Source organism: Cohnella sp. (assembly GCF_041640265.1).
GTDB lineage: Bacteria > Bacillota > Bacilli > Paenibacillales > Paenibacillaceae > Cohnella.
In genome coordinates this window covers 1-23,903 of sequence record NZ_JBEQAP010000054.1, presented here as the reverse complement: position 1 = coordinate 23,903, position 23,903 = coordinate 1, and the positions used below count along the sequence as shown (strand labels likewise).

Below are 23,903 nucleotides of genomic sequence, written 5' to 3'. Positions count from 1 at the left end.
CTTTATTTCACTTTGGATTAATGTTATAAAAATAATTTGATATGCGCGCCTTAAAACAACACTAGTTAAGCTTATATTAGTATCTTATATCCAAAATGATTTTATGATATGTAAATGACCAGGTCTAAGTAGCAAACTCACTAACAATAAGTTATAATTAGTTTTGATTTATTTCCAATTCGCACACTCGGAAAAGTGGGGATTACTCATGACGAAACAAAGATCGCACACCTTTCCTTCACCCAAAAAAATGATTTATCAGTATATCGCCGAGCACGGCACCCTGTCCAAAGCAGATTTATTATCCACATTTACATTAACCTCAAGCACTCTTAGCCGCGTCTTAGATGAATTGGTTTTGGAAAAACTTCTTTTGACTATCGGGTTAGGTCCCTCAAGCGGCGGCAGAAGACCAATCCTTTACGAAATCAATCCAAACTACGGCTATTTTTTCGGTTTGGAGATTTCGAGGCGATATTCCTCGCTTGGCTTTTTTGATATGCAAATGAACGCCAAATCCTTTACTCGTTGGAGGATGGATGAGACGATGACTCCCGCGCAGCTGGTTGAGTTTGTGGCAGCTAATGTGCGAGCATTCCTCAACGATCACCAAATAGATCAAGAACAGATAATCGGAGTTGGAATCGGAGCTGTAGGGCCGCTGGACCGGGTAAACGGCGTTATCCTTCGCCCTCTGAATTTTCCCGCATCCGGATGGAATGACGTACCGATCTGTGCTCTATTAGCAAAAAGACTCAGCATTCCGACAACAATGCTGGAGAATGGTGCAAATACGGCACTGGTAGGCGAGCATTGGTCGATGCGCAAGGATAACCTGCAGCACCTGCTCTATGTACATGCTGGGGTAGGTCTTCGTTCAGCTATGATGTCTAATGGCCAAATCGTACATGGAACTATTGACATGGAGGGCTCGGTCGGTCAGATGATCATTCAAACTGATGGACCGAGACTGCAAGATCAAGGTAATTTCGGCGCGTTGGAGGCTTTTGTTTCGGTTCAAGCTCTGGAGAAAAAGGCTATATCTCATGCCAAGCTTGGACGCGGTGATTTGATAACTAACTATCATGTTTCACCCGAACAAATCAATTACGACCATCTGCTTCAGGCATTAGCACAGGACAACGAATATGCCCGAGAAATTTTCCTTCAATCCTCCGTTTACTTCGGTATCGGACTCGCTAATCTAATCAATGTCTTCCACCCCGAGAAAGTCATCCTAGGCGGAGCACTTGTTAATTCACATGAGCAGTATTACCAAACCGCCATCGAAATCGCACAGAAAAACACTTATTATTACCCGGAATATCAGCCTCTGTTTTCCAAAGGCTTGCTGAAGGAAGACGCAGTCGCAACCGGCGCCGCTCTTATGGTTTGGAGAGCAATGGACATATGAATCTATTATCCGAATAGGCAAAAAAAAGGGGCAGTCCCATAAACTAATATGGACTGCCCCTTTGCTAACCGTGTGATTATACTACAACATCCGCTGACGCTGAGCCTCGAACAATAACAGCGTCGCCGCCATTGCCACATTCAAAGATTCCGCACGGCCTGTCATGGGGATTATGAGATTGTCATCCACAATATCTGATACAGCAGTGGACATTCCGCTTCCCTCATTGCCAAACACGAGCCAGACACTGCGACGAAAGTCGTAGCCGTAACAGGATTCCGAAGCTTGTAGACTTGTTCCCGCAACCGCAATTCCTCGCCCCATCGCTTCCGATAATAATTCGCTTAAATCCGCTTCAAGAACGGGTACATGAAATAGTGCCCCCATAGTGGCCCGAATCGTCTTAGGATTGTATAAGTCTGCGGTTCCCTTGCCTAGCACGACAGCCGTAGCAGCGCACGCGGCGGCACTCCTTACGATTGTGCCTACATTTCCTGGATCCTGTACTCCGTCAAGCACCGCAACCAGTCCAAGCTCCGCCTGGAATAGCACTTCCTTCTGCGGAGGCCGTTTCATAGCAACTGCGAAGATCGGCTGAGGGCTATCCGTTTCACTGCACTTCATAATAATCTCAGCCGAAACGGGAATCCATGCAGGTCCATTCCGCTGCTCTTCATTCAAATATTTCTCGAATGCATCCAGCACGCCGGAGCTTTCGTCGAAGGCAATGATTTCAAGCGGCCAATTCGCGTCCAAAGCTTCTTTAACAAGATGAAGGCCCTCAAGCAGGAACTTCCCTTCCCGCTCCCGATATTTACGCTCCAGCAGTTTTGCCCATTCCTTCGCTCGCGGGTTGGAGGTCGAGCTAATATAACCCTCAAAGCTCCGCATATGCCTGCTCCAATTTCGTTAATTGAACATTTTTACCGACAATGACAAGCACATCCTCGGACACTAATGCTTCATCCGCGCGAGGGGTTATATTCATCTCCCCATTTCGTTTGACAGCCAATACGTTGCAGTTGTATTTCAATCGAATATCGAGCTGCTTCAGATTTTTACCGACCATTGAAGAAGGAACTTTCATCTCTACTATGCTATAATCCACTGAAAGCTCAATGTGCTCCAGAATGTTCGGCGAAATGAGATGATGTGCGACTCGAAGCCCCATATCCCGTTCGGGAAAAACAACTTTATCAGCTCCGATCTTGTTCAACACTTTTCCATGCAAGTCATTCTGCGCTTTCACGATAATGTAGGGAACACCTAGATCCTTTAAAATTAGAGTCGTCAGAATACTCGACTGGATATCTTGTCCTATCGCAACGACGACAACGTCAAAATTACGAATGCCGAGTGCTGTCATCGCTTCCTCATCCGTTGAATCCGCTGAAACTGCATGCGTTACGGCATGTGATATATCTTGAACGCGTTGTGCGTTATCATCCACTGCTAAAACTTCATATCCGAGTTCAGATAAGTACTTGGCTACACTTGAACCAAAACGCCCTAATCCAATTACCGCGAATTGTCTTTTGGCCACCTTTACGCTCCTCCTTAACTATGTAACCCAATACGGATATTATACCACACAAGTAAAACGGCTTCGCCCTTAGTCGGGTTATATAGCTAAAAGCCGCATGCCCTTCCGGGATGCGGCTTTACATGTAATCACTTATACAAATGGAACAAGTAGAAATTATTCTTATTACGGTGCAACCTCAAGAAATTGCACGTCAGGCATTCTTTCCATTGCCGTTCTCATCGCATATTCGTTCTCGAATAAGGCAACGTCGACGTTATTTTTGTCCTTTACCAGTGTGGAATTGATTCTGAACTTGGCAGGATCAACCTTATCTCCAACAATCCAGCGGGCGAACTGGAATTGTGTCCGGAATAATTGGATATCAACACCATATTCGTTTTTCATCCGGTATTCAAACACCTCGAATTGAAGCTGGCCAACCACGCCCAGGTACGTATCTTCGAAAGAACCGGTCGAACGGAACACCTGAACCATACCTTCTTCGGTTAATTGATCGAGGCCCTTTAAATATTGCTTTTGCTTAAGGGCATTCTTGATCGATACTTTAGCGAATATTTCAGGCGAGAACGTAGGCAATTCATCAAAAACGATATCGCGCCCTTCACTCAGACTGTCCCCTATACGGAAAACACCGGGATCGAATAAACCGATGATATCGCCAGGATAGGCTGTCTCTACGATATCACGATCCTGTGCAAGGAACTGCTGCGGCTGAGAAAGCTTAATATCCTTGCCAACCCGTACATGTCGCACACTCATTCCGCGTTGGAATTTACCAGAGCAAATACGCAGGAATGCAATCCGATCACGATGGGCAGGATTCATATTGGCTTGAATTTTGAATATATAACCCGAGAACTTTTCGTTGTCCGGATCGATCGAGCCTTCCGTGCTTTTGCGCGGCGTCGGCTGAGGCGCGAGTTCCAAGAAGTTTTCAAGGAAAGTCTGGACGCCGAAGTTATTTACAGCACTGCCGAAGAAGACCGGCGTTAGTTGACCTGTGCGCACCTTCTCGTAATCGAACGCATCACCTGCAACATCTAAGAGCTCCAAATCCTGCGCAAGCTGATCAGCCAAGTGATCGCCAGCCATCTCACGGATAATGGGATCGTTGTAATCAGCTGTCTTGCGAACTTCAATGCTTGAATGATCTTTCCCCTGAAAAAGCTCTACTTGGTTTTTCATTCGGTCATACACGCCGCATAGCTCACGCCCCATACCGATTGGCCAGTTCATCGGAACAGACCGAATACCGAGCACACGCTCGATTTCTTCCAGAAGCTCGAATGGATTCTGACCTTCCCGGTCCAGCTTGTTAATGAATGTGAAGATTGGAATGCCTCTCTTGCTGCAAACCTGGAACAGCTTAATCGTCTGGGCCTCGACACCCTTGGCAACGTCTATAAGCATAACCGCGCTGTCAGCTGCAGTTAGTGTACGGTACGTGTCCTCACTGAAATCTTGGTGACCAGGGGTGTCAAGAATGTTGACCTGCTTGCCTTCGTACTGAAACTGCATAACGGAGGAGGTTACAGAAATCCCCCGTTGCTTCTCGATTTCCATCCAGTCACTGGTCGCATGCCGCGCTGCTTTGCGGGCTTTAACGGAACCAGCAATATGAATTGCGCCTCCATAAAGAAGAAGTTTCTCGGTTAAGGTTGTTTTCCCCGCATCGGGGTGAGAAATAATAGCAAAAGTACGGCGTTTCGAAACCTCTTGCCGTAACTCGTCAGTCTGTTTTTGGCTCATCCGTAGAATTTCCCTTCCAATAAAATAACAGCCTTCATTATAACATAAACATGAGAAAATCTAATCACACTCTTGAAATAAGAACAACCGAAGGCTGCCGCCTTCGGTCATAAGATAAGAGTCCAATATTTATATTTTAAGTAAACGCCCTTTAATAGCATGAATATCTCTGTCGTGTTCCGCAGTCTTGTCCAGCAAATAGGGAATGGATTCATAAGAACTAATTTGGGAAGCCTCAACTCGTTCAAGTCGCGCATTGATGGAACTAATATCAGACTTCATAGCATTCATGTCCGATCTCATATCCTGCTGCTCAGCTAATACTTTACCAACCATCCCAACCAATTGTCCCATCATATCCTCAAGACGAGCCAAACGATCATCGGACATTTTAATCCCCCTATGAACTAATCCCCAATAAGAAATGCTCTAGCCGGTGCGGCATCTATACCTGTCAACTTCAGAGGGGCAATAACAAGCATATAATTACCCGCTTCCACCTCTTTCAGCCTTAAACCTTCAACAATAATAACATCCTTCTTCATCAGCGTACGATGCGTAGGATATTCCGTTTGGGCTCTCTCTATGCCTAGCGCGTCCGTAGCAACTAAGCCTACCCCGATCTCTGTCAGATATTGTGCTCCATCCTCCCTCAGGAAGACGAACTCAAGATCGAACTCTTCGGTTAACGAGCTAGTTGTTTTGAAGAGTATTCGCTCGCCTCGTTGAATCGCGAAGGGTATCAAATCTTCCTTCGTAATATGACCCTTCAGATGAGTTAAATCCAACACGCGCGCCGGACCAACAAGTCGATCCAAAGAGATAGATTCAATCGTAGCTCCCCCTGCAAGCATATGCAAAGGCGCATCCACATGCGTTCCTGTATGCACGTTCAAGGACAACAGACTTTCATGCGGTTTTCCCTCGTCATGATTCTGCACGTTCGTTATGCGAGGTTTCTTAGCTTCATAGCTTTTCCATACTTGCATGCTTTCTTCAATCGTCATGCTAATATCTATGATTCTGGACATGTAAGCACCTTCACTTCCGCATAAAGCTATTTACTCGTATTGGATACCCATAATACGTTATCTTCGTCTTGACCGTTCACCGGCCACCAGTGGAAACCGTCGTCCGTGAGAAGCTTCTCCGCTTTCTCTGGCCCCCATGAGCCTGCCGGATAGGATTCCAGATCACTGGAATCTTCACGCCAAGCAGCTGCTATCGGATCAATAAGCTTCCATGCAACAGCAAGCTCATCCCAACGCGTGAAATACGTATGGTCGCCGCGAGCCGCATCGAAGATAAGGCGCTCATAAGCCTCAGGCGTATTAATCCCGATCTGACAGCTTTGGCAGAATTCCATGGCAACAGGTTGAATCGTCATGTCATTGCCCGGCTTCTTGGCATTGAATTTGATATAAACGCCTTCCATCGGATTTACCCGGATTACCAGCAGGTTAGGGAGTAATTCCTGGCGTTTGGCAAACAATACATTGCTTGGCACGTTCTTGAATTCAATAACGATTTCCGTTGATTTAACAGGTAAACGCTTGCCGGTACGGACATAGAATGGAACACCGGCCCAACGGAAGTTGTCTACTAACAGCTTTGCGGAGAAGAATGTTTCTGTAACGGATCCGGTATCGACAGATTCTTCATCGCGATAGCCTTTAAGCTCCTTGCCTCGGCTTGAGCCTGGGCCATATTGACCTCTAACAATGCTGCTGCGCACCTCTTCGCCTGATACAAGGCGACGGATAGAACGGAGTACCTTAACCTTCTCGTCACGGATATCCTCCGGATCCAAACGGCTTGGCGGCTCCATGGCAATCATTGTTAACATCTGCAGCATATGGTTTTGAACCATATCGCGAAGAGCACCTGACTTGTTATAATAAGCGCCGCGCTCTTCCACGCCAACCGTCTCTGCTAATGTAATCTGCACGTTAGCGATATGGTTATTATTCCAGAGCGGTTCGAAGAAGCCATTCGCTAAGCGGATCACTTCGATATTCTGCACCATTTCTTTACCCAGATAATGATCGATACGGAACACTTCATCCTCGCGGAATACTTGGCGGATCTCTTCATTCAAACGTTCTGCAGACGGATAGTCGTAACCGAAAGGCTTTTCGATTACAAGATGATGCCAGCCTGCGCTCTCCAGCATCCCCCCGCCGCGAAGGCTTCGGGATACGTTGCCGAACAATTCCGGAGCTAGCGCCAAATAAAATAAGCGATTACCCGGAATATTGTAGCTTGTTTCCAGCTCTTCTGTATGTATCTTCAATTGACGGAAGCCGTCCACGTTACCGATATCGAGCGATTGATAAGTGAAATGTTCGACAAACGTATCCCAGTCCTGGTTCTGGCCTGGTTTGTAACGGCAGAACTCCTGAATCGACTCATAGACGTCATCGCGGAATTGAGCGTTGGTACGGGGACGACGTGCTAAACCTACGATCGCAAACCGTTCTCCCAGCTTTCCTTCGCGATATAGGCTGTAAAGAGCAGGAAATAACTTGCGGCGGGCCAAATCGCCCGTGGCTCCGAAGATAAAATATACCGCTTCATGAGCGGAAATGGATTCGTTTTTGTAGTCCGTCATATGCCTCAACTTTCTAATGTGCATGATTTTGAAAGCAGGTTTTGCCACTTCTTATTTAATGTAGTGTAGCACAACTGGCAGGACAAATCCATGTTTTAACCTTCGTTCTCAGAGCTAAGGCAACCGCCCATACACGTTTGTCCCCGGGTGAATACACTACTTCATAAGCAAACCTAGGGAGGAATTTAAGGATGCTAAACACTATTTTTTCCACGGATGAGAAGTCTCTTCGTCCCTTATGCGGGCGTGCGGTCTGTGTCATCCTGAACGATGAAACGCGTTATACGGGGATATTAACCTCGTGCAGTCCCTCATCGTTAACATTAAACAGTGAGAGAACCCATCGTCCCGTTAAACGTAAACGCAAAGCCAAGATTCAAGCAGATGACATCCCTGCAACACAGGAACACCCAACCTCTAACGCGTACTGGGGAACCTTAAGTCTTGAACCTCCTAATCTACAGAACTCACCCATTAGAGTCATTCCTTTAGCCCCGGTCAAAGCCGTTATTGCACTCTGATTTATCCTGCCGATTGTTTCACTCCTTACAGACTGTGGTAATTATTCTTAACGAACTAGTAAAAGTGAAAGGGGGATCTCGTATGAACATATGGGCATATCCTGTACGGTCTAGAGAACGTGTCATTCCTGTATCGAGGATACAACCTTACCCAAGAATAAACTCTTATATGGAAAAAGAGCCGAAGGCCGAGGAATATTCTACGTTTGCAGAACAGGAGAATCAGGCGCGTCAGGAGCACTCTTTCATCGAGCCTCCTCTCACTCAATATGGCTTAAATGCCGCACTTCTGGTTCAAGCCGCTATAGATGTTGCTGATCAGGCTGCCAAGCTCTTATCCCAAACTAGCTTCACGACTGAGGATCTTGAGGTCTTTATGTCTGCTGTTAATAAGATGACAGAGCAGAGTGAAAGGAATCAGGCGGGTTTCCTATCGTTAGAAGAGTACCAAGAAGATTCTGCTTATTTACGCACCGACAAAGAAACGATCGAGTATTGGGATCAAAAAGCACGTATCGTGCTTGGTATCTCTCCATTAGAACTTATGACCGATGACCAGTCTTTTCAGACCTATAGTACTTACAATGAGGATAAACAAAAATCCTGGCGATTTCCTCACCAGGGCTGGATCATACAGGCTTATGGTTGAATGGACAATAAAAGGTAAGCACCGCTAAGTATTCCAATTAATCCGCTAAACCGTTACGGTGAGCATAAATGGCCGCTTGAGTACGATCCTCTACACCTAGCTTGCCGAATAAATTCGTCAAATGATACTTTACGGTTTTAATACCAATAAACAAATCGTCTGCAATCTCTTGGTTAGATTTGCCTAAGGCAATCAGCTTAAGAACCTCCATCTCGCGATCCGTCAAGTCCTCATGAGGCTGCGCTGCAACCTGTGGGGGACGACGGAAACGATTCATCATCTTAGAGGCCACTTGGGACTCTAATACGGATTGTCCTCGTGCTGCCGCTCGAATCGCATCCGCGATTTCGGAAGCCCGTGAGGTTTTGAGCAAATAACTGAAAGCTCCCGCTTCGATAACCGGATACATCTTCTCGTCATCCAAGAAGCTCGTAAGCACGATAACTCGGCATTCCGGCATTTCCTCCATCAGGCGCTTGGTCGTCTCGATTCCATCCATGCCATCCATGACGAGATCCATCAAGACGACATCCGGCGAATAATCCCGCGCAAGTCGAAGCCCCTCTAATCCATTGCCGGCTTCTCCGACAACCTCAATTCCTTCTTCCGTTCCAAGCACTGCTGCCAAGCCGATTCTTACCATCTCATGGTCATCCACCAATAACACCCGTATCAAGGAATCGTTAACCATCTATGTACCGCCTTCCGCCATTAAGGGCACCCTGATTTCAATACGCGTCCCTTTACCAGGAGCACTTGTAATATTGAGAGAACCTCCAAGCTCATTAACGCGCTCTTCCATATTCGTCATCCCATAGGAAGCATGCTTCTTAATCTGAGTATCAAAACCGATTCCGTTATCACGGATTCCAAGCCTAACAGTATCCCCGCGACGTTGGAGCACGATATCCATTTTCGTAGCCTTAGAATGACGAAGCGTATTGGAGAGGGCTTCCTGAACAATGCGAAAGAGATGGTTCTCCATCCCTTTGTTGAGGGGTAAGTCCTCTTCCATATCTAGCGCGATATCAACCGGTACCTTAGCTTTCATCTCTTCAACCAATTCCGGAATCGCTTGAGACAAGCGTTTGCCTTCAAGATGAACAGGTCGAAGATGCAACAATAATGCCCTCATCTCCGATTGTGCTACCGATGCCATCTCCTCGATTAGCTCGACCTGACGACGAGCCCGCTCGAAGTCATGATCCAACGTTCGTCCGACTGCCGTTGCTGTCATTGAAATCGCGAATAGCTGCTGGCTGACAGCATCGTGCAATTCTCTAGCAAGTCGTTGACGCTCTTCCACGACCGCACTCATACGAGCTTTGGAGGCAAGCTCCGCATTATTGTTGGACAAGCGCTGCAGGGAAGACACCTGTTCCTCCCATTTGCGCCCCAGCTTGCCAAGCTGCTCGCCTAATCTGCCGATCTCATCATTCCCTAGGTCGGGAAGAGGAAGGCTCGGATTTCCTTTTTCCAGCATGAGCATCGTATCCCCGAGCATTCCCAGCCGATGACGAATAGGATAGCTTCGCCAGAATCCATATGCAGCACCGGAAACGGTTAGAACACCCACTGCTGTCAGACTATAGGAAATAACCGTTCCCCATGAAAGAAAAGATCCGACTAACCCATAGCGGATGAGTAAAAAAACGACAAGTGCACCGACGCCGAGGGAGTATAATACAGCCTCGCCCATATGACGCCAAACCATATTGGTAACTTTACGAGACTCCATATGACTCCCTCCTCGGACACGATTTATTTTAGACTGTACGTATTTTGATATCTCCTACGAGATAGAACAATTGAAGTTTCAAGTGCTGCTCGCATTCCTCATAATTAGGAGATTTCCACGATAAGCGGTGGAACATCCCGCCTTCCTTCATTTGTTTGAAGGAAATTTGACCTAGAAGCACAGAAGCTTCTACCTGTATTCCGCAGTCATCTGGAATAATCAAATCGAGATCACCGACTAAACCCTGCAAGACAATGGTTGTTTCCTTATCCTCTGGTACTGCCAAGGTCATATCCATACGAATTTCACCAATGGCATGCCAGAAGCTCATAGAATGAAGCATCCACGACTGCTCATCCAATCTCATATTAAGAAAAAGCTTATGCTTATTCATATAATTGCCGGAAGCCGGCGGACGCGCTCGGATATAATAAGTCCCAAGGGATATGAGCACAATTACTGCGAATAACGCGAACTGGGTAACTATTAAGATTAAGGTACTGACTGCTATAAGAATAATCGATAATCGAGAGCGGTCCCACCGATAACGCTCGATGCCCAGAAGCAGGAGGATGACAGCGTTCACCGTCGCGTAACCCGCCATACCTCCTAACGCGAGATAAACACCGGCTGCTATGAACAGTATCGCGTTGCTGGACCATTTCATGTCGGGTCACACCTCCTATCTGCCTAGTCTTTGTTCGTAGATAAAGCCATAACGGATTGAGATCCGTTATGGCTTAAAAGCATTTATCCTTCGCTTCATTCTGACATCATAGCACATCTAATGACAAGCGAGAATGCTTGGCCGTTACTCTTTCTCTAGATTGACCGGTTGAACTCTGCTTTTTAATGCATTTAGCTCTTGCTCTATACGGTAAGCTTTGTCCGGATCTATGCGAACCTGTGAGCCGCTGTATATTGTACCTGGTAACCGAGCAACATCAGCCTCGGCTTCCAGCTGCATGATCTTCTCCTCCATGCGGTGGAATCCTCGGGAAGCCGAACCGCTCTCGATCGTATGCAAGGTGCTGATTTGAGCCATTTGCTTACGAGCTTTCGCCATCTGAGTGCGTGCTGCAAGCTCATTACGTTTGTTCCGCAGCTTGTAGTACTCTTCTTTCATTTCATGGAGCTGCTCCGTTAGTTCATTCGCTTGTGCGCTAGCTTGCCCATGAAGGCCGATTAAATCCGCAGCCTGCTGATCATATTGAACCTTCTCCTCCAGCAGCTTACGCGCCAGCCCTTCATTACCGCTCCGCAAGGAATGCTCAGCTTGCCCTTCGCGATCAGCGCCAAGGCGAATGACCTCATCCAAGCGCTGTTTCATACGGCGTTCAGCAGCCATTTGCTTGGCTACCGTTACCTCAGCATCACGTATTTCTGTCTCCATATCACGGAGATATTGGTTCAGCATCACAATTGGATCCTCTAATTTATCTAGCAAGTCATGTACGGACGCCTTTGTCAGGTCTTTCACTCGTTGGAATACACCCATTTTGTTATTCTCCTTTCGATTCTTTCTCAAATTTGTTAATTCTGGCTTTCAACTCATCAATTTCTCTTTGCATCGCTTTCTTTTCTATATCCTCCATCATGGCATCAAGCCCCCCTGAAGAACGTCCGGTTGTCGGCGGGTTTCCTGCGGCAGGTCCCGAATGGGGGTTGTTAGCTGTTGAATGGTTAGCATTTGATCCCTGCCAGTTCGTAGAACCTGGGTTCCAGCTTTGCGTGCCATATTGCGGCTGCTCAGGACCTTTCCAGCCCTGATCGAATGGATTAGCACCATACCCGCTGCCATATGCTGTCTCGCGAGGAATAACAAATCCGGCAATGATATAGACGAGGATAACAGAGCCCGCCGAGAATACGGCAACGACGATAAGCAGGATACGGAGTAATGTAGCATCAACCGCGAAATATTCTGCTAAGCCGCCGCAAACTCCGAATAACTTCCGATCCCGCGAGGAACGATAAAGCTTGCGCATTTCTTTAACCTCCTTGTTGCAGCTTGTTTTTTAATTGCTGCAGTTCTCTATCGATTGTATGTTTGACAACCTCTCCCGCTTGAAGCAGCGTCTCTTGCCCCATCCGTCTAAGATCGCGGAGGCTTCTTGTTTCCAGCTCGATATCCGTAAGACGGTCATCGATTTTGCGGAACATCTGCGATGGGTCGGAGCTGCCCGGGCCGAACCGATCGTTCAGGCGTTGTTGCAAACGAAGTGATTCCATCCGCGCAACGTAAAACTGCCTTCGATCATATACGGACCGATATTCATTGCGAAGCTCCTGAAGCATTTGGTCTAGCTCGGTTAGCTCGTTGCGGCTTTGTTCATAGAGCTGACGGTATCGTTCCGCCCGTTCTTCATGGATTACTTTGTCCTGAAGTGCAAGCTTAGCAACATTCTCTTCATTTGCTTTGAGCGCTGTAACGGCTTGATGCTCTCGTTTAACCATCCATTGCTCGGCTTCTTTCCACTGACGATGCAGATGCTCGGTATGTGCGGCATATTGACGTTGAAGCCCTTCGCTCTGGTTGATCTCTTGATGAGTCGACCATAAGAATTGATCGATGACCCGGACGGGATCTTCTGCTTTCTCAAGTCGATCATTCAATGAAGCCACCGTCATATCGCGCACTCTTTTCATGACACTCATTCTTATATCCCTCCTTGTTCCCCTTCGGCTGCTTATTATCTTATTACATTCTTGCGGTTGGTTTTTTACTTCGGAGCATTGAGACACCGAATACGATCAGTGCGATTGCTGCCACCCAAACGAACAAGAAGGACAGCTTACCGAATAACATGATTCCTCCGACAACCGCAATAATTCCTCCTACTAGCCGGCTTCCATTCTTCCAAGCCATGATGCCGAGCAGAATAACCAGAATCGGAATCAACAGCCCGAACAGGAATCCAAGCCCGAAGCCAATTTTACCGAGGATGATTAATCCTCCGAAACCGATAAGCAGCAGAGCCAGACCATTTCCGCTTCGCAATTGCTTCACCTCTTTTCTGTGTAACTCATGACTTTATTGTAAACCTCACCGCAGCTTTGCATAACGGACTCGCGTATGTTTTTTAACCTAGACTGTAGTCGAGGGTACATACCGCCTTGCGTCCTTTTCTTATGAGACCAACGGTTTAGTGTCAATGGCAACTATTGTGGGTTTCCCCATCTTCTCTCCTGTGTTAGCGTATAGGGAGACGTTAATGGAGGTGTTGAAACGTGAGAAAACACATAGCGGGATTGCTGGCAGCAGGATTACTGCTCAGTGGATTAAGCTTCGTTCCAACGGTTTCAGCTGATTCATTGACTGCTGTGCAGAATGTTGAGGACAAACGGCTGACTCCCGAACTTGAAGGAGCTAACGATACGAAAGATGAGTTAAACTCCGGGATCACTAATGAAGAAACAAGTAAAGAAGGCGCTGGCGGCACGCAAGCGTCCGACCCGATAGAGAAGGTTATTGCCGCAGGGCTAAAATATAAGGGAACGCCTTATAAATTCGGATCCAGCCGCAGCACAGATACAACCTTTGATTGTTCCGATTATGTTCGTTGGATCTTTAAGGAGACGCTTGGGATCACTCTTCCCGCCGATTCGCGCAAGCAAGGCAGCTATGTCAAAAACAATGGAAATGCCGTAACCGACTGGCATAACTTAAACCGCGGGGATCTCATGTTCTTCATGTCGTACAAAGGTTCAAAAGCGGATAGCTATAAGGGCATCGACAAAGAGAATGCACGCATTACTCACGTCGGCATTTACTTGGGAAACGGAAAAATTCTTCATACGTACTCTAAAGCAAGCGGCGGTGTTCTCGTTGGCAATTTTGCCAATACCGCCTGGGAGCATCGATTCCTCTTCGGGGGCAGCGCTCTTTTGCAATAGGTCGACAAATAAAACGGACAGAGGGGATTGAATCTCACCCTTGTCCGTTTTTTTATATGCTAAGATTTAAATTTCCCGATGAGCATATGAACGTCCCTCGAATATTTCAAATCACTCATGAACCTGTGTAAGCAATTGGCCCAACTTTTCCAGCGCCTCCGCTTCTTGGTGCCCATCGATTTCTAGAGTAACTTCGTCCTGCGCTGCTATTCCAAGGGTAAGCATACTTAGCGAGCTTTTGCCGTTTACTTTCTTGCCTTTGTTTATGACATTAATTTTACAAGGGTATTTTGCGGCCGCTTGGACGAACTCTTTGGTAGGGCGCACGTGGAATCCTGTTGGATTAATAATGGTGAATGATTGAGAGATCATGCGACATTACCTCCTTGCTTAAGGTGATTTACGAAAGCCTGAATTTCATCCTGCGTAGCTAGCTCCATAGCCTTATCTGCAAGCGGCGTCCATAGTGCGTGAGACAGCTGACCGATCAGCTCGCGTGCTGGAAGAATCGATCCCGCGCTCATGCTGAATTCATGAAGTCCCAACCCCAGCAACAGCGGAATTGCCGTTTCATCTCCCGCCATTTCTCCACACATTCCCACCCATTTACCTTCCTTGCCGGCAGCGGTAATAACCATCCGGATTAACCTTAGAATAGAAGGATGGCATGGCTGGTACAAATACGAGACCGTCTCGTTCATCCTGTCCGCCGCCATCGTGTATTGAATTAAATCATTCGTTCCGATACTGAAAAAGTCCACTTCCTTAGCGAACAAATCCGCCGATACCGCAGCTGACGGGACTTCTATCATCATTCCTATTTCGATAGCATCTGCAACCTCAATACCTTCCGAAGCGAGTTTTTGCTTTTCTTCCTCCAGAATCCGTTTAGCTTCGCGCAGCTCACTTAGAACGGCAATCATAGGAAACATGATCTTTAGATTGCCATAACGACTGGCCCGGAGCAATGCACGAAGCTGCGTACGAAATATATCCGGTCGATCCAAGCAGAAACGAAGTGCCCTTTGTCCTAGAAAGGGATTACTTTCCTTTGGTAAATCAAGGTAAGGCAGCTCCTTGTCGCCGCCAATATCCAAGGTGCGGATAACAACGGGCTTCCCTTCCATCTTCTCAAGAACGTATTTGTAGCTGCTGAACTGCTCCTCCTCCGAAGGAAGCTTACTTCGTCCCATGTATAGAAACTCAGTGCGAAACAATCCAATCGCTTCCGCGCCGTTGTCTAGCGCCTTCTGAACATCCTCCAGCTTACCGATATTCGCGGCGAGTTCAACTTGATGGCCATCACTAGAAAGAGAGGTTCTATACTTCCACTGTGCGAGGTCGGCTTGCCTTATATCATACCGACTCTTTTTCTCCGTAAATATCGCGAGCTCTTGCTCACTAGGGTCAATAACAAGAGCGCCCTCCGAGCCATCAATATGTACCATCGTACCCGATTGCATTCGGTGAAGCTCCGTACCCGCTCCCACAATTGCCGGAATTCCTAAAGAACGAGCCATAATTGCGGAATGGGACGTCCGGCTGCCAATTTCGGTGATAAAGCCTTTTACAAAATCCAAATTAAGCTTAGCCGTATCTGATGGCGTCAAGTCCTGGGCAATTACAATACATTCTTCTGAAATCCCTGAGAGATCCGATTGTTTTATCCCCCGTAAATGATTCATGATTGTACCGCACACATCGCTGATATCAGATGCGCGCTCTCTTAAATATTCGTCGTCCATTTGTCTTAATACTTTAATAAAAGATTGAGACGTCTCATACAAAGCGTATTCAGCATTAATCGCTTCTTCACTTATTTTATCTACAATGACATCGATGAGATCGGGGTCCTCTAGAATCATTAGATGTCCTTCGAATATCTCCGCTTTATCCGAGCCCAATCTTTGTTCGGTTATATTGCGTATTTCCTCAATTTCCACTTGAGTTTGACGGATTGCAGCCTGAAATCGCTCGATCTCGGTATCTGGTTGTTCGACTTGACTATGAATAGGAACATAGTGTTCCGATCTATAAATATAAGCTTTTGCAGCCGCTAATCCCGGAGAAGCGCCGATTCCTTTAATCTGTAGCTTCATCATCCTTCAGTCCTTTCTTATGCTTATTTCCGCTCCTTAAACGCAGCGTATCCTGCCATAACCTGACCATGCAGGGGATGATCGGCACTTAATCCGGTGTATTTGCTAATGGCTTCAGCAATACCCAGCCCCTGAATACTTCGCTGGATTTCTATTGCCTCTGGATCTTCCTTGTAATCAAACATGAACGCGGCAGCCATAGCCCTAGTTAAGTTAATCGCAGGTAATCCGTTGTCGTGAGCTGCTTTTGCCGGACTTACTAACCGATCGTTCGGCGATAGCTTGCGAATGGGTGAGCGACCAACCCGGACGACTTCGTCTGTCAAATAGGGATTGCGGAATCGTTCAAGTATCTTGTCGATGTATTTATTATGCTCGCTGCTATCAAAGCCATATTGCAGAATTAGAGCAGCCCCGGTTTCACCCAGTGCTCCACGAACTTCCGCAACGATTCCCGAATCCTTCATTACTTCTTGGATTGTTTCGTACCCATTAAGATAGCCGTGATACGCGGCGCAGCAATGACCCGTATTAACCGTAAATAGCTTTCGTTCAATATAAGGCTGAAGCCTCTCCGCATAATGTACTCCTGGGATCTCATGAAAGCCTTCAAGCATCACGGATCGATCAACGACCCATTCATAGAAGGGCTCGACGACAACCATTAATCGATCTTCATTTTGCTGAATGGGTACTATCCGATCGACAGCAGCATCTGGAAAAGCGATATATTCATCCGCGCGCGCTCTGAGCGTTGTAGGAAGATGTTCGTATACAAGGTTTTTTAACTGCGTGCTCCCGCCAATTGTATTCTCGCATGCAATGATGTGGAGAGCTGATGGATTGCTTGCAAGCCTCTTTGCTATTCCTTCCGAGATGGTCTGCGAAATGTATTTCAACACATTGACCCCTACTGCCGTCGTAACCAAATCAGCCTCTGCAATTGCCTGCGCCACTCGCTCCTTGTCATTCCCATCAATAGCTGTCACATTATCGACAATCGCCGATTCTGCAGTTTCATTAGCCAGCGTCACCGTATATTGCCCGCGTTGCTGAAGCAATTCAACTAATTGTTTATCCACATCGACGAATTGAACCCGATATCCCGCTTTCGACAAGAGCAATCCGATGAAACCCCGTCCGATATTACCGCCTCCGAAATGAACGGCCTTCATGCTCCTAATCCTTCCTGAAAGATCGCAAGTAACTCCTCCGCTGTTTGGGATTGTATAATACGCTGCATATCCTCATCTTCCGAAACAAGCACAGCCACGCTCGACAGTACTTCCAAATGCTCATCACCGACTGCCGCAAGCCCAATGACCAACCGTGTTGGTTCACCGCCGAAATCAATCTCATCCTTTAACACCAGAACAGACATCCCCGTTGAGCGAATAAGCCCTTTGGATTCATTAGTACCATGCGGCATGGCCAATCCACCGCCCAGATAAGTAGAGGAGATATTCTCTCTTTCAATCATTTTCTCCACATATTCCTCTGGAACATGACCGCCTTCCACAAGCAGCTGTCCTGCAAGTCGGATCGCTTCAAACTTATCTTTGACTTCGACGTTTAATTTCACTTTGTCTTTAGTAAGAATGCTCATGATGGTTCTCTCCATTCTAATTTCGTTTTCAAATAGGATTCCATATTTCTTGAGATCAAAGCCCTTATGCTCACGATGTCGCTTTCTTCTAGCAGCGAGACCAGCTCCGGTTGTAAGAGCATACCGCTAATTTCACTCAGTACCTCCAACGCCTGCTTGTTAAGGGTTATAGGAGCTAGCATAAGAAAAATCCGCTTAACTTCAGAAGTATCTTCATTTGCATTGTCATTGTCTAAGTAAATAGGTGACTCCAAGCAGAAGAGAGCGATTAACGGCGCCGATACCCATTGACTTCGTGTATGGAATAAAGCTAGCTTGGAATCCGGAATTAATAAGCTTCCCTGTGCTTCCCTTTCCATAAGTTGCTGCGCTATGAGGTCTTCTCGTTGCAAAAGCGCTTGAGGCGATAACAATCTGAGCAATCTCTCCATAAGGCTCGAGTGATCGCTCGTCGCATACTTTTGATCCAGATGATATACCCGAAACCGATCAAGTAAGAACACTATCTCGGAAGTATATTTGTTCATTAGCTTAAGGCGCTCCCAGGCTCCTTGTTCATTGGCAAGCCCAACAGAAGCGTTAGATTTAACGTTTAGAGCAATCTCCCGCACATAGGTCCTTAGTTTTTCCGTTTCTGCGCGTGTTAACAAAGGACTCAGCTTAATATAGCGCTCAGGCTCAATGGGCAGATCCACTGTCGAAACGATCAGATCATATTGATCCTGCGGCATTCGCGAAGCTTCGTACCAAGAATAATGGCCCAGCAGGTTGATTTGGGGGATTTCCTTCGTTATCCGCACAGCCAGCAGCTTAGATGAACCGATTCCGCTCAAGCAGACGAGCAATACCCTTACATTGCCCGGAGCTAGCTTCCATCTCTCGATAGCGGCACCGAAATGCATGACCAGATATCCGATTTCTTCCTCTGGGATAAGGAGGTTTCCCCATATTTCATCTGAGCTCCGGCGAACGACGTTAAACAACGACTCGTAATCCTTCTTAATTTGAGAAAGCAATGGATTACGAATGATTTCTCCGTTACGAATACGATCTATTGCAGGACTAAGGTGGCGAATCATTCCATCCAGCAGCGATCGATCCTTGCTAAGGGGAACCTCTGTTTCCTTTTCCACGGAAAGGATAAGATTAGCCGTATGCTCTGCTATCTCTAACCCGAATTTTTCCAAAATAACAGATGAAGTGTCCGTTGCTTTTATTCGAGCTTCATCAAGCAGCATCTGCATGTAACTTGCTTCTTCTTTCGGCATTTCATGAATACTTAACGATTCTGCAAAAAATTGTAACTTACTATATTGCTTGTCATTCACACTGATTATTCCGTTGTCATTCGAGGGCTCTATTCGGTGTCCTCGCTTCAATCGGATTACGGCAACAGATAATCTCACAAGCAGGCGTGTATAATCCGATTCTTTAAGCCCTTTAAGCCAATCCTCGTTCTGTTGCCATAATGAATGTTCAATACTCATAAAGGTTGCTTTGCCGACTAAGTCCAGCAGTCTATTGGTTGTAGGCCATAAATCTGATTGGTCCAAGGAAGCTCTGAAGAAATCGGAGTGGTTTAATTGATCTTCAGCCATCCTAACAATAAACCTGCGCTTAGCGACTTCTGTGCCAGATATCTCAACGCCGTAGCCTCTTTTTCGAATGAGCATTAGTTCACTCTGGACCAACTGAGGCTCAAGCTCCTCTAAATCCCTGCTAACTGTGGGTATCGCAGCTTGCACCTCTTTGGCAAGTGCGTAAAGCTTGATCGGCTCTACCTCTTCTAGCAGCAGGCAGAGCATAATTACTTTGCGTTCATCGGGCGAGTAGGTTTCAGTCTCCGATCTGCGAAGCTCATCTTGAAATCGGAACAAGCTGTCTAAATCACCCTCCAGCATTATTCCCAAGCCCGATTTTTTAACTAACGACAAGCCGTGAAAAGCTAGGATGGGCTCAAGCTCCTGAAGCTCCCGGTGAACTGTTCTCGAACTGATCTGAACATCCAGCGCCAGCTCACCGGCCGTAACTCCTCCCTGCCGGCTCAGCAGCACCTCCAATAGGTGTCTTTGTCTATTGGATACTTTCATTGTCGGCAGCCCCCTCCTCCATAGAAATGGACATAACGCCGACGGTAACTACGCCTGCGTTATGTCATCATTATTATTTACTCAATCTGCTTACAAGTTCGTCGTACTCGGGACTCTTGAGAAAATTATCTATCGAGATATGTTCTGCGTTCGGAGCCTTTAATCTTGCACGGTCTGTTAATGATTGGTGTGTAATGACGATATCTGAATCCCCAGGGATATCATTGATAGCTGTATTTACGACGGTCACCGGAATACCTGCCGCATTTATTTTTTTCCGAAGAATAGAAGCCCCCATCGCACTCGAACCCATGCCTGCATCGCAAGCAAAAACGATTTTGTTTACTTCTTCATTGGATTTAACGCCAGTAGTTGCTGTTGAATTCAAACCTTTCGCTTGAGCTTTCATTTGCTGAACCTTTGTCTTAGCTTCTTCAAGATCGTCATCATCCGTTTTCTTGCTTGTCTTCAGCAGAACCGAAGCGACAAGGAAGGAGGCAATTGTAGCTGTAAGGACCCCGCTTAATACGGGTAATAGCCCACCCTTAGGCGTCATAGCAATGTAGGCGAAAATACTTCCTGGAGAAGGCGATGCCACAAGCCCGGCTCCGAATATCGAGAAGGTAAAGGTTCCAACTACGCCGCCGGAAATTGCTGCCAAGATCAAGCGTGGATTCATCAAGATATAAGGGAAATAAATCTCATGGATACCACCGAAGAAATGGATGATCACAGCACCTGGGGCCGACTGCTTAACCATTCCCCTGCCGAAGAGCCAATAAGCCAGCAATATTCCAAGTCCCGGGCCAGGATTAGACTCGAGCATGAAAATGATGGATTGTCCGGTTTTGGATGCCTGGTCGAGTGCAATTGGGCTAAGTACACCATGATTAATAGCATTGTTTAGAAACAGTACTTTACCCGGTTCAATCAAGAGATTAGCGAGCGGCAGAAGTCCGGCATCAACAAGTGTTTCCACACCGGAAGCGAGACCTTTGCTGATCGCCTGAACGACCGGTCCGATACCTTTGAATGCGGCAAGCGCCAACGCTCCTCCGATTATTCCAGACGAGAAGTTGTTAACCAGCATCTCAAAGCCTGAAGGTATCTTGCCCTCAATGGATCGATCAAACCGCTTCAGAACCCATGCGGAAGCTGGACCGACAATCATTGCACCGAGGAACATCGGAATTTCCGACCCCACGATAACCCCCATTGTCGCCGCTGCTCCAATGACACCGCCGCGTGTACCGTGAATCATATGTCCGCCCGTATAACCAATTAGGAGCGGCAGTAAATAGGTGATCATCGGTCCTACAAGGGACGCAAGGCTTTCGTTCGGTATCCATCCCGTTGGGATGAATAAAGCCGTAATTAAACCCCACGCAATGAACGCTCCGATATTCGGCAGAACCATTGCGCTAAGAAACCTTCCAAATTTCTGAATACCTACTCTTGCTCCACGATCGGATGCCCCATTCGGATTAACACGACTACTCATAAATATTAACCTCCTTGTATGTTTTCCCAACCTGCTGTATGTTCAACGTTTCTATATCCATCATAAACGGAAAGCGCTTACAGTATCAATCAAAGGAAAAACAGCTTTCGTCATGAAAGCTGTTGACAACAATTTATGAGATAGAGTCTTATAATGGATTCCATTCTGAGAATACAGCCGCTTGTCCCTGATATCTACCATAGGAATCCAAAACGCTCCAAATAATTGCATTCCTTATCTCGAATCTCCGGCCACTGCGAGAGATCCGAACTCCCGTGTAGTCTGCAGAGAACCCTTGAGTTCTAGCATTCTCTAGTAACTTCTCTCTCTGGCCTCTTTCCATTGGCTCTGCCGTTAACCGCGACGGAGTTGAAGTAAAAGTACTCCAATCCATTTCCCACAGTTCAAGGGCAAGTCGATTACCATAGTTCAACACAGGGTCAAGCTCTGTACCATGTGAAAGAAGAACAAACTGCGCATTGAACAGAGCTTCTGCACACATACTTGTATTTACTTGCACTTCAAGAAGCGAATTCCCCGTAACGCGTTTATAACTTTCTATTAACATCTTGGAATGCGCTTCGAGCTGCCTCATATTCTCTTCAAGATTCAACAGTCCATAGCTCCCTTCTCGCAATTCAAAATCTAATGACAAAAAAATAAAGTCCTTATGTTTAGAAAACATAAGGACCTGCGCTTAATAAGTATGGTGCCGGTGAAGGGACTTGAACCCCCACTCCCTTGCGAGAAACGGATTTTGAGTCCGTCGCGTCTGCCATTCCGCCACACCGGCATGTTATTCAATTGGCGCGCCCTAAGAGATTCGAACTCCTGGCCTTTTGATTCGTAGTCAAACGCTCTATCCAGCTGAGCTAAGGGCGCAAAGAAAAGGTAATTGGAGGCGCCACCCAGATTCGAACTGGGGGTAGAGCTTTTGCAGAGCTCTGCCTTACCTCTTGGCTATGGCGCCAAAGTCAAGATAAAGATGGAGCGGACGAAGGGATTCGAACCCTCGACCCTCGCCTTGGCAAGGCGATGCTCTACCACTGAGCCACGTCCGCATAATGGCTGGGGATCAAGGATTCGAACCTTGGATGACGGAGTCAAAGTCCGTTGCCTTACCGCTTGGCTAATCCCCAACATGCTTGTTAAGTTAAAAAGTGGGGCGATCGAGGGGAATTGAACCCCCGAGTGTCGGATCCACAAACCGATGCGTTAACCACTTCGCCACGACCGCCATGTTATTCAGTTGTTAAATGTTATTGGCAGGGGCAGCAGGAATTGAACCCACACTAACGGTTTTGGAGACCGCTGTTCTACCCTTAAACTATGCCCCTATGGTAGAAGTAGAAAAGATGGTGGAGGATGATGGATTTGAACCACCGAACCCGAAGGAAGAGATTTACAGTCTCCCGCGTTTGGCCACTTCGCTAATCCTCCACGACTAAGGAGATAAGAAATGGTGCCGACTAGAGGACTTGAACCCCCAACCTACTGATTACAAGTCAGTTGCTCTACCAGTTGAGCTAAGTCGGCATAATATTAATTGAAATAAAAATGGTGGCTCGAGACGGAATCGAACCGCCGACACGAGGATTTTCAGTCCTCTGCTCTACCAGCTGAGCTATCGAGCCGAATTACTTGTTGAGGTAAATGGCGGAGCTGACGGGATTCGAACCCGCGGTCTCCTGCGTGACAGGCAGGCATGTTGGGCCACTACACCACAGCTCCATGTTAGTAATTCGATCTCTACCGAAGGTAGATTGTTTGGTTGCGGGGGCAGGATTTGAACCTGCGGCCTTCGGGTTATGAGCCCGACGAGCTACCGGGCTGCTCCACCCCGCGTCATTAAAAATGTTTTGCCCTTTCACGAGGCACGATCTATATCATACCCTAAACCGTTCATGAAATGCAAGTCTTAAATTCATCCATTTTTCACTAAAATAATGGTGACCCCTAGGGGATTCGAACCCCTGTTACCTCCGTGAAAGGGAGGTGTCTTAACCGCTTGACCAAGGGGCCATGCATGCTGCTGCTAATAAATATTATGGCGGAGAGAGAGGGATTCGAACCCTCGAGACGCTTTAGACGCCTACACGATTTCCAATCGTGCTCCTTCGACCAAACTCGGACACCTCTCCATATGGCTCCCCGAACAGGACTCGAACCTGTGACAACTCGATTAACAGTCGAGTGCTCTACCAACTGAGCTATCAGGGAATATAAGCAGCTATAAAAAAGTTAAAACCGGCCTGGCAACGTCCTACTCTCCCAGGACCCTGCGGTCCAAGTACCATTGGCGCTGGAGGGCTTAACGGTCGTGTTCGGGATGGGTACGCGTGGAACCCCTCCGCCATCATTACCAGACCGGATCTTGCTTGGCCTCTGCATCTTGCTTGGCCTCTGCATCTTGCGATGCAACCGCCTTTATAGATAGCGGCAATTTCTGCCGTTATTCTCTTGCTGTTACGCAGTTCGCTCG

At 47.0% G+C, this 23,903-nt stretch carries 24 protein-coding genes, 15 tRNA genes and 1 rRNA gene; 4 read left to right on the top strand and 36 right to left on the bottom strand.

Annotated elements, in window-relative coordinates; all coding sequences use genetic code 11:
* Positions 1–208: 208 nt before the first annotated feature.
* Positions 209–1,414: an ROK family protein gene (locus ACESLK_RS25475; protein WP_373232548.1), complete on the top strand. Its 1,206-nt coding sequence runs from the start codon at positions 209–211 to the stop codon at positions 1,412–1,414.
* Between the two features lie 81 nt (positions 1,415–1,495).
* Here the strand turns inward: ACESLK_RS25475 and ACESLK_RS25470 are convergent, their stop codons facing one another.
* The 6 genes from ACESLK_RS25470 to zwf all read right to left on the bottom strand — a co-directional run bounded on the left by ACESLK_RS25470 (position 1,496) and on the right by zwf (position 7,320).
* Entirely contained in the window at positions 1,496–2,305 is an 810-nt protein-coding gene (locus tag ACESLK_RS25470; protein WP_373232546.1) for a TrmH family RNA methyltransferase, read from the bottom strand.
* The gene (locus ACESLK_RS25465; RefSeq protein WP_373232544.1) at positions 2,292–2,957 is read right to left on the bottom strand and encodes a potassium channel family protein; all 666 of its coding nucleotides are present in this window, start codon (positions 2,955–2,957) and stop codon (positions 2,292–2,294) included. The genes ACESLK_RS25470 and ACESLK_RS25465 overlap by 14 nt, the downstream gene beginning before the upstream one ends.
* 165 nt (positions 2,958–3,122) lie before the next feature.
* Complete coding sequence (locus ACESLK_RS25460; RefSeq protein WP_373232542.1) at positions 3,123–4,709, bottom strand: peptide chain release factor 3; 1,587 nt, start codon at positions 4,707–4,709, stop codon at positions 3,123–3,125.
* 129 nt (positions 4,710–4,838) lie between these two features.
* A complete protein-coding gene (locus tag ACESLK_RS25455) occupies positions 4,839–5,099 on the bottom strand; it encodes a hypothetical protein (protein WP_373232540.1) in 261 nt (86 codons plus the stop codon).
* Between the two features lie 17 nt (positions 5,100–5,116).
* Positions 5,117–5,740: a cyclase family protein gene (locus tag ACESLK_RS25450; protein WP_373232539.1), complete on the bottom strand. Its 624-nt coding sequence runs from the start codon at positions 5,738–5,740 to the stop codon at positions 5,117–5,119.
* A 26-nt stretch (positions 5,741–5,766) separates the two neighbouring features.
* Positions 5,767–7,320, bottom strand: coding sequence for a glucose-6-phosphate dehydrogenase (gene zwf, locus ACESLK_RS25445; RefSeq protein WP_373232536.1), 1,554 nt, complete (start codon positions 7,318–7,320; stop codon positions 5,767–5,769).
* 191 nt (positions 7,321–7,511) lie between these two features.
* Here zwf and ACESLK_RS25440 point away from each other — a divergent pair, with 191 nt between their 5' ends.
* Positions 7,512–7,841 (top strand): hypothetical protein, encoded by a 330-nt coding sequence (locus ACESLK_RS25440; RefSeq protein WP_373232534.1) that lies wholly within the window; start codon positions 7,512–7,514, stop codon positions 7,839–7,841.
* A gap of 169 nt (positions 7,842–8,010) precedes the next feature.
* Positions 8,011–8,490 (top strand): hypothetical protein, encoded by a 480-nt coding sequence (locus ACESLK_RS25435; protein WP_373232533.1) that lies wholly within the window; start codon positions 8,011–8,013, stop codon positions 8,488–8,490.
* Positions 8,491–8,527: 37 nt separating this feature from the next.
* Here ACESLK_RS25435 and ACESLK_RS25430 read toward each other — a convergent pair whose 3' ends face one another.
* From ACESLK_RS25430 to ACESLK_RS25400, 7 genes are all read right to left on the bottom strand, one after another.
* Positions 8,528–9,181 (bottom strand): response regulator, encoded by a 654-nt coding sequence (locus tag ACESLK_RS25430; RefSeq protein WP_373232532.1) that lies wholly within the window; start codon positions 9,179–9,181, stop codon positions 8,528–8,530.
* Entirely contained in the window at positions 9,182–10,228 is a 1,047-nt protein-coding gene (locus tag ACESLK_RS25425; RefSeq protein WP_373232531.1) for a sensor histidine kinase, read from the bottom strand. It lies immediately after the preceding gene.
* Between the two features lie 28 nt (positions 10,229–10,256).
* Entirely contained in the window at positions 10,257–10,895 is a 639-nt protein-coding gene (gene liaF / locus ACESLK_RS25420; protein ID WP_373232530.1) for a cell wall-active antibiotics response protein LiaF, read from the bottom strand.
* 144 nt (positions 10,896–11,039) lie between these two features.
* On the bottom strand, positions 11,040–11,726 hold the full coding sequence (locus tag ACESLK_RS25415; RefSeq protein ID WP_373232529.1) for a PspA/IM30 family protein: 687 nt from the start codon (positions 11,724–11,726) through the stop codon (positions 11,040–11,042).
* A gap of 4 nt (positions 11,727–11,730) precedes the next feature.
* Positions 11,731–12,216 (bottom strand): PspC domain-containing protein, encoded by a 486-nt coding sequence (locus ACESLK_RS25410; protein ID WP_373232528.1) that lies wholly within the window; start codon positions 12,214–12,216, stop codon positions 11,731–11,733.
* Positions 12,217–12,220: 4 nt separating this feature from the next.
* Positions 12,221–12,886: a PspA/IM30 family protein gene (locus tag ACESLK_RS25405; protein WP_373232527.1), complete on the bottom strand. Its 666-nt coding sequence runs from the start codon at positions 12,884–12,886 to the stop codon at positions 12,221–12,223.
* A gap of 43 nt (positions 12,887–12,929) precedes the next feature.
* The gene (locus ACESLK_RS25400; protein WP_373232526.1) at positions 12,930–13,229 is read right to left on the bottom strand and encodes a LiaF transmembrane domain-containing protein; all 300 of its coding nucleotides are present in this window, start codon (positions 13,227–13,229) and stop codon (positions 12,930–12,932) included.
* 230 nt (positions 13,230–13,459) lie between these two features.
* Here ACESLK_RS25400 and ACESLK_RS25395 point away from each other — a divergent pair, with 230 nt between their 5' ends.
* Positions 13,460–14,125: a C40 family peptidase gene (locus ACESLK_RS25395; protein WP_373232524.1), complete on the top strand. Its 666-nt coding sequence runs from the start codon at positions 13,460–13,462 to the stop codon at positions 14,123–14,125.
* Between the two features lie 111 nt (positions 14,126–14,236).
* Here the strand turns inward: ACESLK_RS25395 and ACESLK_RS25390 are convergent, their stop codons facing one another.
* The 23 genes from ACESLK_RS25390 to rrf form a co-directional block, all read right to left on the bottom strand.
* Entirely contained in the window at positions 14,237–14,497 is a 261-nt protein-coding gene (locus tag ACESLK_RS25390; RefSeq protein WP_373232523.1) for an HPr family phosphocarrier protein, read from the bottom strand.
* The gene (gene ptsP, locus ACESLK_RS25385) at positions 14,494–16,224 is read right to left on the bottom strand and encodes a phosphoenolpyruvate--protein phosphotransferase (RefSeq protein ID WP_373232570.1); all 1,731 of its coding nucleotides are present in this window, start codon (positions 16,222–16,224) and stop codon (positions 14,494–14,496) included. The genes ACESLK_RS25390 and ptsP overlap by 4 nt, the downstream gene beginning before the upstream one ends.
* A gap of 23 nt (positions 16,225–16,247) precedes the next feature.
* Entirely contained in the window at positions 16,248–17,399 is a 1,152-nt protein-coding gene (locus tag ACESLK_RS25380; RefSeq protein ID WP_373232521.1) for a mannitol-1-phosphate 5-dehydrogenase, read from the bottom strand.
* Positions 17,396–17,830, bottom strand: coding sequence for a PTS mannitol transporter subunit IIA (locus ACESLK_RS25375; protein ID WP_373232520.1), 435 nt, complete (start codon positions 17,828–17,830; stop codon positions 17,396–17,398). Before ACESLK_RS25375 ends, ACESLK_RS25380 begins: the two co-directional genes overlap by 4 nt.
* On the bottom strand, positions 17,827–19,920 hold the full coding sequence (locus tag ACESLK_RS25370; RefSeq protein WP_373232519.1) for a BglG family transcription antiterminator: 2,094 nt from the start codon (positions 19,918–19,920) through the stop codon (positions 17,827–17,829). Before ACESLK_RS25370 ends, ACESLK_RS25375 begins: the two co-directional genes overlap by 4 nt.
* A gap of 73 nt (positions 19,921–19,993) precedes the next feature.
* The gene (locus tag ACESLK_RS25365; protein WP_373232518.1) at positions 19,994–21,421 is read right to left on the bottom strand and encodes a PTS mannitol transporter subunit IIBC; all 1,428 of its coding nucleotides are present in this window, start codon (positions 21,419–21,421) and stop codon (positions 19,994–19,996) included.
* Positions 21,422–21,569: 148 nt separating this feature from the next.
* Complete coding sequence (locus tag ACESLK_RS25360; protein WP_373232517.1) at positions 21,570–22,034, bottom strand: MEKHLA domain-containing protein; 465 nt, start codon at positions 22,032–22,034, stop codon at positions 21,570–21,572.
* 94 nt (positions 22,035–22,128) lie between these two features.
* A tRNA-Leu gene (locus tag ACESLK_RS25355) sits at positions 22,129–22,214 on the bottom strand.
* A 12-nt stretch (positions 22,215–22,226) separates the two neighbouring features.
* Positions 22,227–22,303: transfer RNA gene (locus tag ACESLK_RS25350), tRNA-Arg, on the bottom strand.
* Positions 22,304–22,317: 14 nt separating this feature from the next.
* A tRNA-Cys gene (locus tag ACESLK_RS25345) sits at positions 22,318–22,391 on the bottom strand.
* Positions 22,392–22,407: 16 nt separating this feature from the next.
* Positions 22,408–22,482 (bottom strand) — tRNA-Gly (locus ACESLK_RS25340).
* A gap of 4 nt (positions 22,483–22,486) precedes the next feature.
* Positions 22,487–22,560 (bottom strand) — tRNA-Gln (locus ACESLK_RS25335).
* A gap of 22 nt (positions 22,561–22,582) precedes the next feature.
* A tRNA-His gene (locus tag ACESLK_RS25330) sits at positions 22,583–22,658 on the bottom strand.
* A 26-nt stretch (positions 22,659–22,684) separates the two neighbouring features.
* Positions 22,685–22,758, bottom strand: a tRNA-Trp gene (locus ACESLK_RS25325).
* Positions 22,759–22,777: 19 nt separating this feature from the next.
* Positions 22,778–22,861, bottom strand: a tRNA-Tyr gene (locus ACESLK_RS25320).
* A 20-nt stretch (positions 22,862–22,881) separates the two neighbouring features.
* Positions 22,882–22,957: transfer RNA gene (locus ACESLK_RS25315), tRNA-Thr, on the bottom strand.
* A gap of 22 nt (positions 22,958–22,979) precedes the next feature.
* Positions 22,980–23,055 (bottom strand) — tRNA-Phe (locus ACESLK_RS25310).
* 20 nt (positions 23,056–23,075) lie between these two features.
* A tRNA-Asp gene (locus ACESLK_RS25305) sits at positions 23,076–23,152 on the bottom strand.
* 37 nt (positions 23,153–23,189) lie between these two features.
* Positions 23,190–23,266: transfer RNA gene (locus ACESLK_RS25300), tRNA-Met, on the bottom strand.
* A 102-nt stretch (positions 23,267–23,368) separates the two neighbouring features.
* Positions 23,369–23,443, bottom strand: a tRNA-Glu gene (locus tag ACESLK_RS25295).
* Between the two features lie 26 nt (positions 23,444–23,469).
* Positions 23,470–23,562, bottom strand: a tRNA-Ser gene (locus tag ACESLK_RS25290).
* Positions 23,563–23,565: 3 nt separating this feature from the next.
* A tRNA-Asn gene (locus ACESLK_RS25285) sits at positions 23,566–23,641 on the bottom strand.
* A 30-nt stretch (positions 23,642–23,671) separates the two neighbouring features.
* Positions 23,672–23,788 (bottom strand): 5S ribosomal RNA (rrf, locus tag ACESLK_RS25280).
* Between the last annotated feature and the right edge of the window lie 115 nt (positions 23,789–23,903).